The following is a 17,635-nucleotide window of genomic DNA, read 5'->3' on the forward strand; positions in this document are numbered from 1 at the left end:
AGCTCCGGCCCCCGGCCGTGGGTTTGTGGATTGATGAATCGTTGATCAGTCGTTTATCGGCGCGGGACACCGTGGGCACATGCTGATCAACACCGTGACCGACGACGCGCTCGCCTGGCAGGAGACCGCGTTGTGCGCGCAGGCCGGGCCCGAGTTCTTCTTCCCGGCCCCGGGCAGCTCGACGCGCGAGGCCAAGCAACTGTGCAACGCCTGCGAAGGACGTCTGGCGTGCCTGGACTACGCACTGGCCAACGACGAACGGTTCGGTGTCTGGGGCGGGCTCTCCGAGAAGGAGCGCGAGCGGCTCCGCAGAGAAGGACGCGACCAGGACTGAACGGCTCCCGCACTCCGCGTCGCAGAACCCCGGCAGCCCCTCGCACCACCGCCCTCACTCACCGTAAACCCCTGGGGTGTTCGAGGGTCGGCGCGGCACAATCTGCGGATGACCCACGCACAGCCGCTCGCCCTCGCCGCCGCCCTCCTCGACGCTCTGGACCCGCTGCCCCACCCGCAGCGCATGCGTGAACTCGCGGTGCGGGCCCGGCGGCTGGCCGACGAGGGACGGCTGCGCGGGGTCCTGGCGGAGCTGGAGGACGGTGACCCCTACGAGCGCCGGATCGCGTCGGTCGCCGCCGCCGTCGGCCGGGACGCCGAGTGGTGCGGAGCGCACCTCGCCGACGAGGACGCCGTGGTCCGTGGCCACGCCTTCCGTGAGGCACGGCACCTCGGGGTACCGGACGCGGCGTACGAGACCGCCTTCGCCGACGCCCCCGCCGTCGTACGCCGTCGGCTGGTGGAGGCGATCGTGGCCGACGGGCGTACGGCGCTCGCCGACCGGTTGATCCGGACCGTGCGCGAGACCTGGGGCGACATGGAGGCGGCCCGTCTGCTGCCCGGCTGCCCGGCCGGGACCGTGGTGGAGCTGCTGCCCGACCTGTGGCGCTCGGTGACGTGCTGGACCTCGCTCGGCCGCCGCCACCCCGGAGCGCTTCTGGACGCCGCCGAACGCGAGCTGACCGGCCTGCCCCCGGCCGGGCGCGACGCCTGGTGGCAGCGGTACGCATACGACCGGGGCGTCGCCGCGGCGACACCCGCCCTCCCGCACCGGGTGCTCGACCTCCTCGAACGGCACGGCCCCACCCGGCTTCCCGTGTCGCTGCACAGCCGCCTCGGACACCTCGTCGCCGCCGACCCGGCCCGCTTCGCCCGCCTCCTCCTGCGGCCCGACAGCTGCGCGCTGCCGCCCCGGGTGCTCAGCGGGACCCTGCTGCGCCGGCTGGTCCGCACCCTGCCCGACGCCCTCCTCGTCGAACTGGGCCGCAGCGCGACGGCCCCGGCCGGCCGGCTGCCCCGGCTGCTGCTCGCCCTGCCGCCCGGCCGCCGCGCCGCCCTCCACGAGGCAGTCACCGAAGGCCGGGGCGAGGGAACGCCGGTGGCCGTCGTCGACACCGAGCTTCTCGACGCCCTGCCCCGTACCCGGGTCACCGAAGTGGCCCGGCGACTGGCCGACCGGGCACGGACCCGGGGCGCGAACGACCTCGCCGTCCTCACCGCCGAGTCCTATCTGCCCTTCGCCGAGACGCGGGAACGTCTTCTCGCCGCCACTCGCCGTCCCGCCGCCGACGACCGCGGCGAGGCCTGGTCGCTGCTCGTCCGCAACGCGGGCCGCACCGGCGATCCGTCCCCCGTCGCCACCGTTCTGGAAGACCTGCTGCGGCTGCGCAACGAACAGGACCTCGTCCGCCAGTACGCCATGAAGGCTCTGCTCTGCGTGAAGCCCGTGCTCTTCACCGACGCCGTGGAACCGCTGCTCGACCGCATCGCCGCCGACGCCGTCGAGGCGCGCGACTCGTCCACCTGGACCCGCGCCACGCTCAGCTCCCTGGCTCTCGCCGTGCTGCGCGAGCACGCGGTCACCGGACAGCGCGCCCTGGTCAATTGGGCGCTGCGCACCCTGGTCCGGATCACCGGCAACAGCGGCAGCGCCGACCTCGGCCGCCTGGACCGGGCCTTGCGCCGGGGTCAGGAGCACACGGTGTTCGACGCGTTGCGGCCCTGGCTGGAAGCGGGCGCCGAACGCTCCGACTACGGCCTCGTGCTCGCCCTCGCCCGGGCCGTCGGCCGCCGTGCGGAGGGCATGCCCGGCCTTCAGGAGCTGCTGTGGCAGGCCGTGAACCACGGCGGTGAACCGACGGCCCGGAGCGCGGCCGCCCTCTGGCTCCGGGCACCGGCCGACCGGGACGCCCGGGTCGGACAGCTGCTGGCCAGGGACCCGTCGGCCGCCGCACTCCCCGACGTGCAGCGTGTCCTGACCCACCGTCGGACCGATCTGCTCGACGGGTATCTCGACGGGACGCCGCCCGTCGGCCGGTTCCTGCGCCCCGGCACACCCTGGACCGTCGGCATCGCCGGGGCGGAGCGCTGGACGCCCCGTCAGCAGCGTGCGGCGCAGCGCGCGCTGGAGCGTACGGCGTCGGACGAGAAGCTGCCGCTGTACGCACGGGCCACCGCCCTGTGGGAGCTCGCCCAGGTCCCCGGGCGGGGCGCCGACGCCGTACGGGCCTGGACGGACGCCCCGGACGTGGTGCTCGCGGAAGCCGCGCTGGCCGCTCTCGCGTACACCGACCGGCCCGCCGACACGCTGCCCGACCTGCTCGCCCACACCGGCGACGACCGGGCGCGGGTCGCGGTGTACGCGGCGAGCCGGGCCGCCACGTTCGCCCGGCCCTCCCGGCTGGCCGGGCTGCTCGCCGCCCGTACGGCCCCCGGCACCGGCAAGGTCACCGGCCGCAAGGAGATGGTCCGCCTCGCCGCGGCTCTGCTGCCCCGCGCCGGGGCGGCCGCGCTGCTCGCCGAGGCGTACGGGCAGCCGGACCAGCACCAGGACGTGCGGGCCGCCTGTGTGACCTCCGGTACGCCGCTGCTCGGCGAGGCACGGATGTGGGAGGTGATGGAGAGCGCCACCGGGGAAGGGCGCGCCCTGCGCGTCGCGGTGCTGCGGGCGCACCCCCTTGAGCTGGACCCGGCCCACCGGCCGCGTTACGCCCGGCTGGTCCAGCAGGTGTGCGACGCGGAGGACGACGCCCTGGCCGCCCTGGCCCACGGGGCGCTGGTGCCCTGGCTGCCCTGGGCCCCGCACGCCGCGGCGGTGCTGATGGACACGGTCACCGAGCTGGACCGGCGCGGCCGGTGGCGCTCGGCCGCCGACGCCCTCGTGGAGGCCGCCCTGACCACCCCGGAGGCGGCCGTGGCCCTGAACCGCGCGCTGGGGCGGCTGGCCACCGGGGAGACGGCGGACGACGCGGGAGCGGAGCGCGACCGGCCCGCCCGGCAGCGGCTCGGCCATCTGACCGGGGCGCTGGCGCGGCGGACGGGCACGCACGACCGGCAGGGTGCGGCGGTGCTCGGTGAGGCGGGCCGGACCCTGGCCGCCCACCGCGACCTGGTGCCGGACGCCGTGTCGCTGCTCGCGCGCTCACTGGACCTGGAGGCGGACCCGGACACGCTGCACACCTACCTGGTCCGGCTGGCCGCCCTGCACACCGGCCGCCCGGCGCTCGCCGCCAGGACCGCGCTCACCGTCGGCCGCCGGGTCGCGGGCCCGGGGGGTGTCTTGCCGATCACGCCGGGCCCGCCGGCAGGGCACCCCCTCGGGATCGCCGGTCGCCCGGGGACGGAGACCGGCGACCCGGACACGCTGCTGGTCGTCGTCGCACGGCTGGCGGGGACGGGGGACCCGGCCGAGGGCCTGTTCGCCGCCGAGCTGACCGTGGCGGGCGGCCGGCGAACCGGGTGGACCGGCCCCTGGCGCACCCAGCTGCGGATGCTCCGCCAGCACCCCTCGGGTGATGTGCGCGATGTGGCGTACGCGGAGGTCACCGCCCAGGAGTAGCGAGGGCCGGACCGGCCGCCGGACCAGGGCCCGGATCAGGCGCGGCCGCGCGCCACCATCCGGGCCTTGCGGGCGGCGAGCCTCTCGTCGAACTTCGCGGCCTCGCTGTCGAGACCGCCCATGTACAGGCCGAGCTCCTCCTGCGCCTGCATGCCCTCCGGGCCGAGCCCGTCGATCTCCATGACCTTCAGGTAGCGAAGCACCGGCTGGATCACGTCGTCGTGGTGGATGCGCATGTTGTAGATCTCGCCGATCGCCATCTGCGCGGCGGCCCGCTCGAATCCGGGCATGCCGTGGCCGGGCATCCGGAAGTTGACGACGACGTCGCGCACGGCCTGCATGGTGAGGTCCGGGGCCAGTTCGAAGGCGGAGCGCAGGAGGTTGCGGTAGAAGACCATGTGGAGGTTCTCGTCGGTCGCGATCCGGGCCAGCATCCGGTCGCACACCGGGTCGCCGGACTGGTGGCCGGTGTTGCGGTGCGAGACGCGGGTGGCCAGCTCCTGGAAGGCTACGTACGCGACGGAGTGCAGCATCGAGTGCCGGTTGTCCGACTCGAAGCCCTCCGCCATGTGCGCCATGCGGAACTGCTCCAGCTTGTCCGGGTCCACGGCGCGCGAGGTGAGCAGGTAGTCGCGCATCACGATGCCGTGGCGCCCCTCCTCGGCGGTCCAGCGGTGCACCCAGGTGCCCCAGGCGCCGTCGCGGCCGAAGAGCGAGGCGATCTCGTGGTGGTAGCTGGGGAGGTTGTCCTCGGTGAGGAGGTTCACCACGAGGGCGATCTTGCCGATGTCCGTGACCTTGGACTGGTCCGGCGCCCAGGCCTCGCCGTCCTCGAAGACGCCGGGGAAGTTGCGTCCGTCGGAGAACGGGACGTACTCGTGCGGCATCCAGTCCTTGGCGACCTTGAGATGGCGGTTCAGTTCCTGCTCCACCACCTCTTCCAGCGCGTACAGCAGTTGGGCGTCGGTCCACGCCTTCGAACTGCCGAGGTGGGGAGAGGTGATCGTCACGGGGAGCTCCTGGGGACGGGAGAATTACCTACGGCTTCGTAGGTTACGAGACCGTAGGTTAAGGCGACCGTAAGGGCAAAGCCAAGCCCGTACCCGCTGGCGGCCGACTACGTACCGTCATGTGCCCAGCTCGTGGTGGTGGTGTGGCGGCCCTCGCAGGTCAGTGGGGCTCTGCGGACAGCCCCAGATCCCGGCGGAGATACTCGGCGGTAACCGAGGTGCGGTCCGCCAGCAGCCCCCTCGGCGTGCCCTCGAAGACCAGCTCGCCGCCCCTCTTCCCGCCGTCCGGACCGAGATCGATCACCCAGTCCGCCCGCTTCACCACCTCCAGGCTGTGCTCCACGCACACCACCGTGTTCCCCGCGTCGACCAGGCGGTCCAGCAGATCCACCAGTGCCTCCGTGTCGGCCAGGTGCAGCCCGGTCGTCGGCTCGTCCAGGACGTACACGCTGGAGGTGCGGTGCAGCTGGGTGGCGAGCTTGATCCGCTGGCGCTCGCCGCCGGAGAGTGTGCTCAGCGGCTGGCCGAGGGTCAGGTAGGTGAGGCCGACCTCGTCGAGCGTCCGCAGTCTCCGCAGCAGCGCGCGGTCCTCGAACACGCCGACCGCCTGGGCCGCCGTCATCTTCAGCACATCGACGATGGACCGGCCGCCGACCCGGTACTTCAGCACGTCGTCGTGGAACCGGCGGCCCTCGCACTCCCGGCAGGTCGTGGTGACCGGGTCCATGAACGCCAGGTCGGTGGAGATCTCCCCGCGCCCCGAGCAGCCCGGGCAGGCTCCGGCGGAGTTGAAGCTGAACAGCCCGGCGTCGACGCCGTTCTCCCGGGCGAAGACCTTGCGGATGGCGTCCAGTGCGCCGATGTACGAGGCGGGGGTCGAGCGGGACGAGGCGGTGATCGCGCTCTGGTCGACGACCACCGTCTCGGGGTGGGCCGCCGTGAACACCTCCGACACCAGCGTCGACTTGCCCGAACCCGCCACCCCGGTCACCACGGTCAGCACCCCGGCCGGGAACGACACGTCCAGCCCCTTGAGGTTGTGCAGATCGGCTCCACGGACCGGGAGTTGCCCGGTGGGCGAGCGGAACTCGCCTTTGAGCGGCATCCGTCGGCGCAGGGACCGGCCGGTCAGCGTGTCCGACTCGCGCAGCCGGTCGAACGGCCCCTCGAAGACGACGTGCCCGCCCTCCGAACCCGCTCGCGGGCCCATGTCGACGATGTGGTCCGCGAGCGCCATCACATCCGGGTCGTGCTCGACGACCAGCACCGTGTTGCCCTTGTCGCGCAGCCGCACCAGCAGATCACCGAGCCGCCCGACGTCCCGGGGGTGCAGCCCGACGCTCGGCTCGTCGAGGACGAAGGTCAGCCCCGTCAGCGAACTCCCCAGGTGGCGCACCATCTTGAGCCGCTGCCCCTCGCCGCCCGAGAGCGTGCTCGTCTCCCGGTCCAGACTGAGATAGCCGAGCCCGATCCCCACGAGCCGCTCCAGCCGCTCGCGGGCCGTCGCCGCGATCGGACCGCCCACCGGATCGTCGATCCGCGCCAGCACGCCGACGAGATCGGAGACCTCCATCCGCGCGTAGTCGGCCGGCGAGAGCCCGTCGACACGGGTGGCGAGTGCCGCCGTGTTCAGTCGCGCCCCGCCGCAGGAGCCGCAGACCCGCTCGACGGTGAACCGGTCGGCCGCCGCACGCCGCTTCTCCGACAGCGATGCCGTGTCCCGCTTGAGGTAGAGCCGCTCGAACCGCGTCACCACCCCCTCGAACCGCATCTCCGCCGAAGCCGTCCGCGTATCGACCCGCACGGTGAACCCGGAGCCGTACAGCAGGAGTTGCCGTTCCTCCTCACCGAACTCCCGCAGCGGCAGGTCGTTGTCGAACCGCCCGGACCCGCCGTACAGGTTCCACTCCCAGCTGCCGACCCCGAGTCCGGGCAGCAGCAGCGCCCCTTCGTTCAGCGACTTCGACCAGTCCACCGCCCGGTCCAGATCGAGCCGGACCACATGCCCCACCCCGTCGCACTCCGGGCACATCCCCGCCGGGTCGTTGAAGGAGTACGCGGTCGCCCCGCCCGCGCTCGGGGTGCCGTACCGGGAGAACAGCACCCGGAGCACCGACCAGACGTCCGTCGCCGTGCCCACGGTCGAGCGGACGTTGCCGCCCAACGGCTTCTGGTCGATGACGACGGCCACGGACAGATTCTCCATGGACTCCGCCCGTGGCCGCTCGTACTTCGGCAGCCGGTTGCGCAGGAACGAGGTGAAGGTCTCGTTCAGCTGCCGCCGGGACTCCACGGCGATCGTGTCGAAGACGACCGAGGACTTCCCCGAGCCGGACACCCCCGTGAAGACGGTGATCCGGCCCTTGGGCAGGGTGAGGGAGACATCGCGCAGATTGTTCTCGTGCGCTCCGGTGAGAGTGAGGGAGCGGTCGGTGATGTGATCCATGCACTCGACGCTAGGCGGGATACCCGACAGCTTCTGTCGCCTTTCCCCGCCCTCTTCCCGCGAATCACCCGTGGCCGCTCACCGCCCGTGGCCGCTCACCGGTCGGCCCGCCCGCACCTCCTCCGGCGTGGTGTCCCGCAGCTCACCGTCCAGCCGCAGCCAGCGGGTGATCCCGATCGACTCCAGGAACGGCACATCGTGGCTCGCCACGATCAGCGCCCCCTCGTACGCCCCCAGCGCCTCGGTCAGCCGCCGTACGCTCGCCAGGTCCAGGCTGTTCGTCGGCTCGTCGAGCAGCAGCAGCCGGGGCGCCGGATCGGCCAGCAGCAGCGTCGCCAGCGTCGCCCGGAAGCGCTCCCCGCCCGACAGCGTCCCCGCCGGGCGGTCCGCCGCCGCCCCCTTGAACAGGAACCGCGCCAGCCGCGCCCGGACCGCGTTCTCGGTGCTGCCCGGGGCCGCCCGCGCCACGTTGCGTGCCACCGACACCGCGTCATCCAGGACATCCAGCCGCTGCGGGAGGAACCCCGTCTCGACGAGTGCGCTCGCCTCGCCGGACAGCGGCGCCAGCTCACCCGCGATCGTCCGGAGCAGCGCCGTCTTGCCCGCGCCGTTGCGCCCGGTCAGTGCGATCCGCTCGGGTCCCCGCACCGTCAACTCGCCCCGCAGCGGCGGACCGTAGGGCGGCGCCGGCTCCCGCAGCAGCAGCACCTCGCTGCCCGGGTGCACCCGGGTCCGCGGCAGCTCGACCCGGATCTCCTCGTCCTCCCGTACCGCGAGCTCCGCCTCGTCGAGCCGCTCCCGGGCCGCCGCGAGGCGTTCGGTGTGCAGGATGCGGTGCTTGCCCGCCGACTCCTGGGCGGACCGCTTGCGCTGCCCCATCACCACCTTGGGCTCCCGCTTGGTGTCCCACATCTTCTGGCCGTAGCGTCTGCGGCGGGCCAACTTCATGTGAGCTTCGGCCAGTTCACGCTTCTGGCGCTGGACGTCCGACTCGGCGGCCCGCACCGTGCGCTGCGCGGCCTCCTGCTCGACGGCGAGCGCCGCCTCGTACGCCGAGAGGTTCCCGCCGTACCAGGTCACCACCCCCTCACGAAGGTCGGCGATCCGGTCGACCCGCTCCAGCAGTTCCCGGTCGTGGCTGACCACGAGCAGCGCACCGGTCCAGGCGTCGACCGCGTCGTACAGCCGCCGCCGGGCGTACGCGTCCAGGTTGTTCGTCGGCTCGTCGAGCAGCAGCACCCCGGGGCGGGCCAGCAGCAGCGCGGCCAGCCTCAGCAGGACGCACTCGCCGCCGGACAGCTCGCCGATGGTGCGGTCCAGCCCGACGGACCCCAGGCCGAGCCCGTCCAGCGTGGCCCGGGCCCGCTCCTCCACGTCCCAGTCGTCACCGATCACCGCGAAGTGCTCCTCGCGGGCATCGCCCGACTCCACGGCGTCCAGTGCCGCCCGCCGCTGCGCGATGCCGAGCACCTGATCGACCCGCAGGGCGGTGTCCGACGTCACCGACTGCGGCAGATGGCCGAGCCCGCCCCGGGTGGTGATCCGGCCGTCGAGCGGGGCGAGTTCACCCGCGATGAGCCGCAACAGGGTGGACTTGCCGCAGCCGTTGAGCCCGATCAGCCCCGTGCGGCCGGGACCGACGGCCAGGTCGAAGTCCCGGAAGACCTCGGTGCCGTCCGGCCAGGAGAAGGAGAGGGAGGTACAGCTGATGTGGGTATCGGTCGCAGGCATGCGGAGCTCCCGGGTACGTCGAGGAAGGGGTGAAGGAAGGCTGGAGAAGCTGAGATCGCACACGGGCGCTCCGGGCCACGGCGAGGCGCGGCGGGCGCTGCACGGTGTGCACAGGACCTCAGATCAGCAACGTCCTACTCCGATCGACGACACCAGGGACATCTCGAAGGTAGGGCCGGGGCGCGGGCCCGGCAACCGGATTTACGGCCGGTCCGGCACGGAGGGCGTCAGCAGGAGCCGCCCAGCAGGTCGGCCAGACCCCGGTCCAGCTCCAGGTAACGGTGTTCCTCGCCCACCGGCACCAGCTCCTGGGCCCGCAGCAGGAAGCGCCGCAGTTCGTCGGTGCGCACATGCACCATCGCGATGCCCTCAGGGGCGTGGAACTCCAGCACCGTCCGCTCGTAGCCGAACGGCCGCACCCGTACATCACCCTCACCGGCGGGGGAGTCGACCCCGGTGGTCAGCAGCTCGCGGGAGAACTCCCAGGACACCTCGGTGCCCTCCAGGGTCGCCGGGGCCGGGAACGCCATGCGTACGGCGAAGGGGTACTGGCGGTCGTACTGCAGAGTGGCGGGCAGGGTCTCCATCCGCGGCGCGGACGCGACCATGCGGGCCTGCACGGACTGCTCGATAACGCTGGACAAGACCTGCTCCCTCTTGCTGCTGGGTGAACGCTTCCCGGCACTGGAGTAGACGACGGAACTCCACGATCCGTGCACCGGCGTGCGGCGTGAGCTGCGTCACCGGCCACCGCCGCGCCCACCGGCCCGCCCGGCCCCAGCGCGTCGGCCCTCCGCACCCCCGCACTCCTGCCCGCTGCACGGCGACGCACCCTGGACGGGCCCGGGCCCGTGGGCTAGCTTCCAGCGCCATGAAGGCCATGGGGAACACGAGACGGCTGATGGCACTGGTGACCGGCGGCGTCGCACTGGCCGCCGCGCTGGTCGCACCGGGCGCACACGCGGCACCGGCCGGGGCAACCGTACGGGGGGAGGCGGCCGCGACCACCGGATCACTGCCCGGCTGGAAGCTCACCGCCACCGGCACCGAGGCCCGCTTCCGCGGGCTCGCCGCGGTCAGCCGCTCCACCGCCTGGGTCGCCGGATCACAGGGCACGATCCTGCGCACCGGCGACGGCGGACGGCACTGGCGCGACGTATCGCCGCCGGGGGCGGGGGAGTTGGAGTTCCGGGACATCGAGGCGTTCGACGCCCGCAGGGCCGTCGCCCTGGCCATCGGCGAGGGCGAGGCCTCCAGGGTCCTGCGCACCGACGACGGGGGCGCCACCTGGACGGAGTCCTTCCGCAACACCGAGCCCCGCGCCTTCTACAACTGCCTGACCTTCTTCGACAGCCGCCACGGCCTCGTCGCGGGCGACCCGGTGGACGGGAAGTTCCGGGTCCTGTCCACGGCGGACGGCGGCCGCTCCTGGCGGGTCCTGCCCGATGCGGGGATGCCCGACGCCCTGCCGGGCGAAGCCGGTTTCGCCGCGAGCGGCCAGTGCCTGGCCAGCTCCGGCGCCAAGGACGTCTGGCTGACCACCGGGGGAGCGGCGACCGCGCGGGTGCTGCACTCCCGCGACCGGGGCCGGACCTGGACGGCGAGCGCGTCGACCCTCCCGGCGGGCGACCCGGCCCGCGGCGTCTTCGCCGTCGCCTTCCGCGACCGGGCGCACGGCATCGCGGTGGGCGGGGACTACCGCCCCGACCAGGCGTCCCCGCGGGCCGCGGCCGTCACCGGCGACGGCGGCCGCACCTGGCGGCAGTCCGCCGCCCCGCCGCCCGCCTACCGCTCCGGCGTCACCTGGCTGCCGTACACCCGCTCCGCCGCCCTCGCCGTCGGCCCGACCGGCACCGACCTCACGCTGGACGCGGGGCGCACCTGGCGCACCGTCGACACCGGTTCGTACGACACGGTCGACTGCGCGCCCGACCTGGGCTGCTGGGCGTCGGGCGAGAAGGGGCGGGTGGCCCGGCTGGGCTTCTAGGACATCGCGGAGGCCCGCTGGGCGGGAGTCCACCGCCTGCGGGCCTTGTGCCCCCTACGTACCGACCGGCTTCCGCTCCTGGTTGCCCTTGACCGCCCCGCGCTCCATCCGGTCCAGCAACCCGTTGCCCGCGGGCTGCTGCTGGGAGGCGATGGACCTGCCGTACCGGAGCCGCACGAACGTCTCCGGCAGCCGGGCGTCCAGCCGCCGGTACGCGAGACGGCCGAGCAGCCACGCGACGGCCGCGCCGTTCAGCAGGCCGAGGGGGACCGCCGCCCACGCCAGGACCGTCTGGCCGCCCACCAGGGCGGGCACGGCCAGGGCGGCTGTCGGCAGCACCGGCAGCAGCGTCCCGTACAGGCCGAACCAGATCTGGTACGAGACGTCCCCGGCGTCGTTCGGCCCGACCCGGTACTTGGGGTCGACGCCCGGCGTGGCCGCGACGACCGACAGCAGCACCGCCACCCCCACCGCGCTTCCCAGCACCGCCGGGAGCAGAGCCAGCGCCAGCGCCCAGAACTGATGCTGCCCCGAGATCAGCGTGAAGGCCGCGGTCAGGACGAACGACACCGGGCCGAAGAGCAGCAGCAGTGCCGCCTGACGGCCCCGGATGTCCGCGCGTACCGTTCCGCGGTCCGCCCCGACCACCGTCAGCCAGACGGCCGTTCCGTCCTGCCCCAGCAGGTTGCACGCGGTCAGCGCGGCCATCAGCGCCACCGCGAGCCCGACGAACGGCAGGAGCTGCGGCACCCCGGAGATCAGCCCGATCACCCCGATGAACAGGCCGGTCCACGCACCGCACTGGAGCTCCAGCGAGCGCCAGGGGTCGCGCCACCACTGCCGCAGCTCCTTGCCGACGACCGCCCCCGTCGGGGTCGTCGGCAGAACCGGCCGACCCGTCAGCACCCGGCTGCCCAGTGGCCGGAACCGCCGCCGCGGGGCGCGTACCGGGGTGCGGGGGGTCAGGACCAGCGTGCACACCCCCGCCATCGCGGCGGCGGCCACCGCCAGTCCCAGCAGCCACCCGAAGGCGACCGCCCACCGGCCGTCCGCCGCCGCCTCGACGGCGAGAACCGGCCATGAGGTCGGGAAGACCTCCAGGACGCGCGCCGCCCGCTCGCCCGGCAGTCCTTCGCGTACGACCGCCGCCACGCCCTGCTGTGTGCTGGAGATGGCCAGCCACCCGGTGAACAGGCCCGCGATGAGCAGCCCGTACTGCACGGCCGACATCGTCACCCCCAGCCGGGACCCCATGGCCGAGCCCATCAGGGCGTACACCGTCCGGGACAGCGCCACCACGAACACCAGCAGCGGCGGTACGGCGAGCAGGGCGACCGGCAGCGCGGCGACCCCGCCCAGGTCGACGGCGTGCACGGCCGGGGCGGCGAGCGACAGCACGGTCACCGCGGGGCCGTATCCGACACAGGCCGCGGCCAGCAGCGCCAGGCCCAGCCGCCGTCGCCCGACCGGCAGTAGCGAGAAGAACGCGGGCCGAAGCACCCCGGCCCCCGACGCCAGCACCGGACCGAGCATCCAGCCCACTCCCCAGATCGCGAGGACCAGCAGCAGCACGTCGTGCCGGACGTCCGCCCCGTCGGCGAGCAGGACCGCGCCCCAGGTGGCGACGACGGCCGCGGGCCAGAACAGCACCCGGCTCAGCCGCACCCCGCTGGACGAGTGCCGCAGGATCGTGAACTTCAGCCGTACCAGCGGCTCCACGGTGGAGCGGAAACCGGTCGGCGTACTCTCGCGGGCTCCGGTCAGGAATCCAGCCATGCCAGCTCCCCCTCGGCGATCTCGCGCTGTCCGACCAGCGCCACGAAGGCGTCCTCCAGGGTCCCCGCGCCGCTCACCTCCGCCAGCGTGCCGTCCGCCCGCACCCGGCCGTCCGCGATCACCGCGACGCGCTCGCAGACCTGCTCCACCAGCGGCATCACATGGCTGGAGATGATCACGGAACCGCCGGCCGCGGCGAACCTCCGCAGAATCCCGGTCAGCACCCGCGCCGACACCGGGTCGACGGCCTCGTAGGGCTCGTCGAGCACCAGCACCTTCGGCGCGTGCAGCAACGCGGTGGCCAGACCGATCTTCTTCCGCATCCCCGTGGAGTACTCGATGACCAGCGTGCCGGACTCCTCCGTCTCCTCCAGCTCCAGCACCCGCAGCAGTTCGACGGTCCGGGTGCGCACGACCTCCCGGTCGAGCCCCCGCAGTTGCCCCCAGTAGGTGAGCAGTTCGCCGCCGGTCAGCCGTTCGGGCAGGGCGAGACCGTCGGGCAGCACCCCCAGCAGCCGCTTCGCTTCCTCGGGCCGCTCCCACACGTCGACGCCGAGAACCCGCGCCGTCCCGGCGTCGGGGCGCAGCAGTCCGACCGCCATGGAAAGCGAGGTGGTCTTGCCCGCGCCGTTCGGTCCGACGAGCCCCATCAGGCAGCCGCGCGGCACGGCGAGCGTCACCGCGTCGGCCGCCGTGCTCCCGTTGAAACGCTTGGTCAGACCGGCCAGTTCGAAGCCGGGGCCGAGGACGTCGGCAGTCGTTTCTCCCATGCCCCCAGCCTGACCCCCAGCCCCAGCCCCGGCCATCGGCCGGTCGGCCAGGACGTCTGGCCGACCGGCCACATATCGCGCCGCCCAGGGTGGGCCGACAGGCGGCGCCCTTAGGCTCGGAGGGTGAACGAGCCCACCACCCGGCCCCCCGTACCCCGGTCGCTGCTGCCCGGTGAACTGGCGGCGGCGGGCCGGGTGCCCCCGCCGGGGACCGGCCCGGCACGCCGCACTCCGCGAGACTGGGCGGTCGACTGCCTGGCCTTCGGCTGGGCGGTCCTGTGCGGGCTCGTGATCCTCCGTGGCATCGCCCACTACGAGCACCTGCCGACCTGGCTCCGGGCGCTGGACGCCCCGCTCGGCGCTCTCGTCTGCCTCGCCCTCTGGTGGCGGCGGCGCTACCCGGTGGCCGTCGCCCTGGTGGGGGTCCCCGCCCTCGCGCTCGCCAACACCTCCGTGGGCGCGGGCATGGTGATCCTGCTCAATCTCGGCCTGCGTGTGCCCTGGCAGCGCGCCCTGCCGATCCTGGCGCTGTACCTCGTGGGGTCGGCCCCGTACGTCCTCCTCTACAGCGTTCCGTACGAGGGCGGGTGGACGGTCGCGGCCTTCATCCTCGCCTACCACCTGATCTTCTTCTCCTGGGGCAGCGCCCTGCGCGCCCGCCGCCTTCTGGTGCTGAAGCTGCACGGGGACGCACACCGGGAACGGGCGGAGCACGCCCGCCGGCTCGCCGACAGCCGCCGCGCCGAACGGACCGCCATCGCCCGGGAGATGCACGATGTCCTGGCCCACCGGATCTCCCTGCTGTCCGTGCACGCAGGGGCGCTGGTCTACCGCACGAGACAGGCACGGGCCGGCCGGGGCCCGGCGCTCAGCGACACCGAGATGGCGGAGACCGCGCAGGTCATCAGGGACAACGCGTACCAGGCGCTGGAGGAGCTGCGCGACGTGCTGTACGTGCTCCGCTCGGACTCCGAGGAGGGGGTCGGCGAACGGGGCGAGCACGGCTCCCGGGGGAGCGGCGGGGGAACCGGCGGCGCGGCGGCCCCGCAGCCGAGGATGGGCGACATCGCGCGGCTGCTCGACGAGGCGCGGGCGGCGGGCCAGCAGGTCGACATGCGCACTGAGGGCGACGCGACGGAGGCGGTACGGCAGGGGGCGCCCTTCCCCCGGCCCCAGGTCCAGCGCACCGCGTACCGCCTGATCCAGGAGGGCCTGACCAACGCCCGCAAGCACGTCCCGGGCGCCCGGGTGACGGTACGGGTCGCCGGAGCCCCGGGCTCCGGACTGACCGTGGAGGTCGCCAGCCCGCTGCCGGTCGGGGTCACCGCCGCGGAGATCCCCGGGGCGGGGGCCGGGCTGACCGGGCTCCGGGAGCGGGTGGAGCTGGACGGCGGGACCCTTGAACACGGCAGCCGGGACGGTGTGTTCACGCTGCTGGCCCGGCTACCGTGGTCCTGCCCCGTGGCCTGCGGCGTGACAGCCGGTCGTGGAACGAGAGTCATGGCGACGTCATGGCGACGTCATGACACCGAGGGAGCCGGATGATTCGGGTGCTGCTGGCCGACGACGACGCCCTGGTCCGCGCCGGGCTGCGGCTGATGCTGCGCGGGGCGGCCGGAGTGGAGGTCGTCGCCGAGGTGGCGGACGGCGCGGCGGTGGCCGGGGCGGTGCGGGACAGCGCGCCGGACGTGGTGCTGATGGACATCCGGATGCCCGTGATGGACGGGATCGCGGCGACACAGGAGCTCACGGCGGCGGTGGGGGCGGGGCCGGCCGCGCGCGGAGGGCCCGACGGCAGCGGGAGCGCACCGGACGAAGGCCCCGGCACCGATCCGGACGCGCCGCCCGGCCCCGGGCCGCGCGTCATCGTCCTGACCACGTTCGACTCCGACGGGCTGGTGGTCCGGGCGATGCGGGCGGGCGCCGCCGGCTATCTCCTCAAGCACACCGACCCCGAGGAGATCGTCGAGGCTGTCTACCGCGCGGCCCGCGGCGAACCTGTCCTCTCCCCCTCCGCCGCCCGCGCCCTGATCGACCACGCGGCGGCCGGGGGCGGGGCCGACGTACGGACGGCCGAGGCGGCCCGGCGGCTCGCTCTGCTGTCCCCGCGCGAGCGTGAGACCGCGGACGCCGTGGCCCAGGGCCTCTCGAATGCGGAGATCGCCGAGCGGCTGTTCCTCTCCGTCGGCACGGTCAAGGCCACGGTGTCCAGCGCCCTGGCCAGACTGGAGCTCGACAACCGCATCCAGCTGGCGCTGCTGGCCCACGACGCGAGGCGGGCCGGGGACGGAGCCGGACCTGAACCGGCACCCTCCGGCAGGCCCTGAGCGGGTCGGCGCTCCTGTCGGCCTACTGCCGGTAATGAGCCAGCTCGGGAGCCGTCTTCGTCGCGATGAACTCGGTGATCCGGTACGCGCACACGCCGTGCGCGGCGAAGGGGTCGGCCGACGCGATCCTCTCGATCGCCGCCCGGTCGTCGCCCACGGCCAGGATCACCCCGCCGTCCCGGGGGTGCTTGCGGCCCGAGGCGATGAAGACGCCCGCCGCGTACTGCTCGTCGAGCCAGGCGATGTGCTCCTCCATCAGCGCGTCGGCGCGCTCGACCGGAGCCGTGTAGGTCAATTCGAGTACGAACATGATCGTCAGGCTACGGGACGGCCGAGGGACGGTTCCCGGCCCGCCGGGAACCGCGTATCGGACGCCCGCCCGCCACCGCATAAGCTGCCGCATATGACGACCTCCCCCACCCCCGCCCATGAGACCCCCGCCGACGAAGCCGAGGGCCGGGCGATCCAGGACCGGCTGCGCGACCGGGTGATCCTGGACGAGCCGGGTCCGGAGCCCGGAACGGGGCTGGTCACCGGCGTGGACGTGGCCTACGACGATGAGAAGGACGTCGTCGTCGCGGCGGCCGTCGTGCTGGACGCCGCGACGCTGGAGACGGTCGACGAGGCCACCGCGGTCGGCCGGGTCACCTTCCCGTACGTCCCCGGGCTGCTGGCCTTCCGGGAGATCCCCACGGTGCTGGAGGCCCTGGACGGGCTGAGCGAGGGCCCCGGCCTCGTCGTCTGCGACGGTTACGGACTGGCCCACCCCCGCCGCTTCGGGCTCGCCAGCCACCTGGGCGTGCTCACCGGACTGCCGGTGATCGGCGTCGGCAAGAACCCGTTCACCTTCACCTACGAGGCCCCGGGCCCCCGGCGCGGCGATTCCTCCCCGCTGGTGGACGGCGAGGAGGTGGTGGGCCGGGCCCTGCGCACCCAGGAGAACACCAACCCCGTCTTCGTCTCCGTCGGCCACCGCGTCAGCCTGGACAACGCCTGCGCCCACATCCTGCGCCTCTCCGGCCGCTACCGTCAGCCGGAGACCACCCGCCGGGCGGACGCCTTGTGCCGCCGGACCCTCAAGGAGATCTGACCGTGGCCGGACGTGGGGTTCCCCCCAGGGTGGCCGCCGCCGAACGCATCGCAACCGAGGCCGGGTTCACGAAGAGCTGCATCCCCGAAGTGGGCAGACTCCTCAAGCTCACCGCCGCCGCCAAACCCCGCGGAGTGATCGCCGAGAGCGGCACCGGCTCCGGAGTGGGCACCGCCTGGCTGCACAGCGGCCTCGCCACCGGTGCGCGGCTGGTCACCGTGGAGCGCGACGAGGAACTGGCCCGCCGGGCGGCCGGTGTCTTCGCGGACGACGAACGCGTCAGCGTGCTCACCGGGGACTGGCGGCTGCTCGAACAGCACGCCCCGTTCGATGTCTTCTTCTGCGACGGCGGCGGCAAGCGCGACGACTCCCAGAAGGTGATCGACCTGCTCGCCCCGGGCGGCCTGCTCCTCCTGGACGACTTCACCCCGTCCCCCGACTGGCCGCCCCGCTTCCTCGGCGAGGTGGACGAACTCCGCCTCTTCTACCTCACCCACCCGGACCTGGACGCCACGGAAGTGCTGACCACTCCCACGAGCTCGGTGATCGTCGCGGCGCGCCGGTAGAGAGAACGCCGTCCATGCGCGGCGCCTTCGCCGCCGGTCA

The 17,635-nt window shown here is 73.7% G+C and carries 14 protein-coding genes; 7 read left to right on the plus strand and 7 right to left on the minus strand.

Features of this window, described 5'->3' with window-relative positions:
• Nucleotides 1-79: 79 nt before the first annotated feature.
• Nucleotides 80-334 (plus strand): WhiB family transcriptional regulator, encoded by a 255-nt coding sequence (locus RI138_RS29305; RefSeq protein ID WP_096629414.1) that lies wholly within the window; start codon nt 80-82, stop codon nt 332-334.
• Between the two features lie 108 nt (nt 335-442).
• Nucleotides 443-3,892: a hypothetical protein gene (locus tag RI138_RS29310; protein WP_311122304.1), complete on the plus strand. Its 3,450-nt coding sequence runs from the start codon at nt 443-445 to the stop codon at nt 3,890-3,892.
• 35 nt (nt 3,893-3,927) lie between these two features.
• Here the strand turns inward: RI138_RS29310 and RI138_RS29315 are convergent, their stop codons facing one another.
• The 4 genes from RI138_RS29315 to RI138_RS29330 form a co-directional block, all read right to left on the minus strand.
• Nucleotides 3,928-4,902 (minus strand): acyl-ACP desaturase, encoded by a 975-nt coding sequence (locus RI138_RS29315; protein ID WP_311122305.1) that lies wholly within the window; start codon nt 4,900-4,902, stop codon nt 3,928-3,930.
• Between the two features lie 160 nt (nt 4,903-5,062).
• Nucleotides 5,063-7,348, minus strand: coding sequence for an excinuclease ABC subunit UvrA (locus tag RI138_RS29320; protein WP_311122306.1), 2,286 nt, complete (start codon nt 7,346-7,348; stop codon nt 5,063-5,065).
• Nucleotides 7,349-7,426: 78 nt separating this feature from the next.
• Entirely contained in the window at nt 7,427-9,079 is a 1,653-nt protein-coding gene (locus RI138_RS29325; RefSeq protein WP_311122307.1) for an ABC-F family ATP-binding cassette domain-containing protein, read from the minus strand.
• A 227-nt stretch (nt 9,080-9,306) separates the two neighbouring features.
• On the minus strand, nt 9,307-9,723 hold the full coding sequence (locus tag RI138_RS29330) for a spore wall synthesis regulator SsgD (RefSeq protein WP_311122308.1): 417 nt from the start codon (nt 9,721-9,723) through the stop codon (nt 9,307-9,309).
• Nucleotides 9,724-9,950: 227 nt separating this feature from the next.
• Between RI138_RS29330 and RI138_RS29335 the strand changes: the two genes are divergently transcribed.
• Nucleotides 9,951-11,066, plus strand: a complete 1,116-nt coding sequence (locus RI138_RS29335; RefSeq protein WP_311122309.1) for a WD40/YVTN/BNR-like repeat-containing protein — start codon at nt 9,951-9,953, stop codon at nt 11,064-11,066.
• A gap of 54 nt (nt 11,067-11,120) precedes the next feature.
• On the opposite strand, the gene RI138_RS29340 is transcribed toward RI138_RS29335, so the two are convergent.
• Both RI138_RS29340 and RI138_RS29345 read right to left on the minus strand, forming a co-directional pair.
• The gene (locus RI138_RS29340; RefSeq protein ID WP_311122310.1) at nt 11,121-12,842 is read right to left on the minus strand and encodes a hypothetical protein; all 1,722 of its coding nucleotides are present in this window, start codon (nt 12,840-12,842) and stop codon (nt 11,121-11,123) included.
• Nucleotides 12,827-13,612 (minus strand): ABC transporter ATP-binding protein, encoded by a 786-nt coding sequence (locus RI138_RS29345; RefSeq protein WP_311122311.1) that lies wholly within the window; start codon nt 13,610-13,612, stop codon nt 12,827-12,829. Before RI138_RS29345 ends, RI138_RS29340 begins: the two co-directional genes overlap by 16 nt.
• A 123-nt stretch (nt 13,613-13,735) precedes the next feature.
• Here RI138_RS29345 and RI138_RS29350 point away from each other — a divergent pair, with 123 nt between their 5' ends.
• Together RI138_RS29350 and RI138_RS29355 are read left to right on the plus strand one after the other, a co-directional pair.
• Nucleotides 13,736-15,157, plus strand: a complete 1,422-nt coding sequence (locus RI138_RS29350; RefSeq protein WP_311122312.1) for a sensor histidine kinase — start codon at nt 13,736-13,738, stop codon at nt 15,155-15,157.
• On the plus strand, nt 15,154-15,939 hold the full coding sequence (locus tag RI138_RS29355) for a response regulator transcription factor (RefSeq protein ID WP_311122313.1): 786 nt from the start codon (nt 15,154-15,156) through the stop codon (nt 15,937-15,939). Before RI138_RS29350 ends, RI138_RS29355 begins: the two co-directional genes overlap by 4 nt.
• Nucleotides 15,940-15,961: 22 nt before the next feature.
• Here the strand turns inward: RI138_RS29355 and RI138_RS29360 are convergent, their stop codons facing one another.
• Entirely contained in the window at nt 15,962-16,249 is a 288-nt protein-coding gene (locus tag RI138_RS29360; RefSeq protein ID WP_311122314.1) for a YciI family protein, read from the minus strand.
• A gap of 93 nt (nt 16,250-16,342) precedes the next feature.
• On the opposite strand from RI138_RS29360, the gene RI138_RS29365 reads away from it, so the two are divergent.
• Nucleotides 16,343-17,029 (plus strand): endonuclease V, encoded by a 687-nt coding sequence (locus RI138_RS29365; protein ID WP_096629431.1) that lies wholly within the window; start codon nt 16,343-16,345, stop codon nt 17,027-17,029.
• A gap of 29 nt (nt 17,030-17,058) precedes the next feature.
• The gene (locus RI138_RS29370) at nt 17,059-17,595 is read left to right on the plus strand and encodes a class I SAM-dependent methyltransferase (RefSeq protein WP_398864385.1); all 537 of its coding nucleotides are present in this window, start codon (nt 17,059-17,061) and stop codon (nt 17,593-17,595) included.
• The last annotated feature ends 40 nt before the right edge of the window (nt 17,596-17,635 follow it).

This window comes from Streptomyces durocortorensis (assembly GCF_031760065.1).
Classification (GTDB): domain Bacteria; phylum Actinomycetota; class Actinomycetes; order Streptomycetales; family Streptomycetaceae; genus Streptomyces.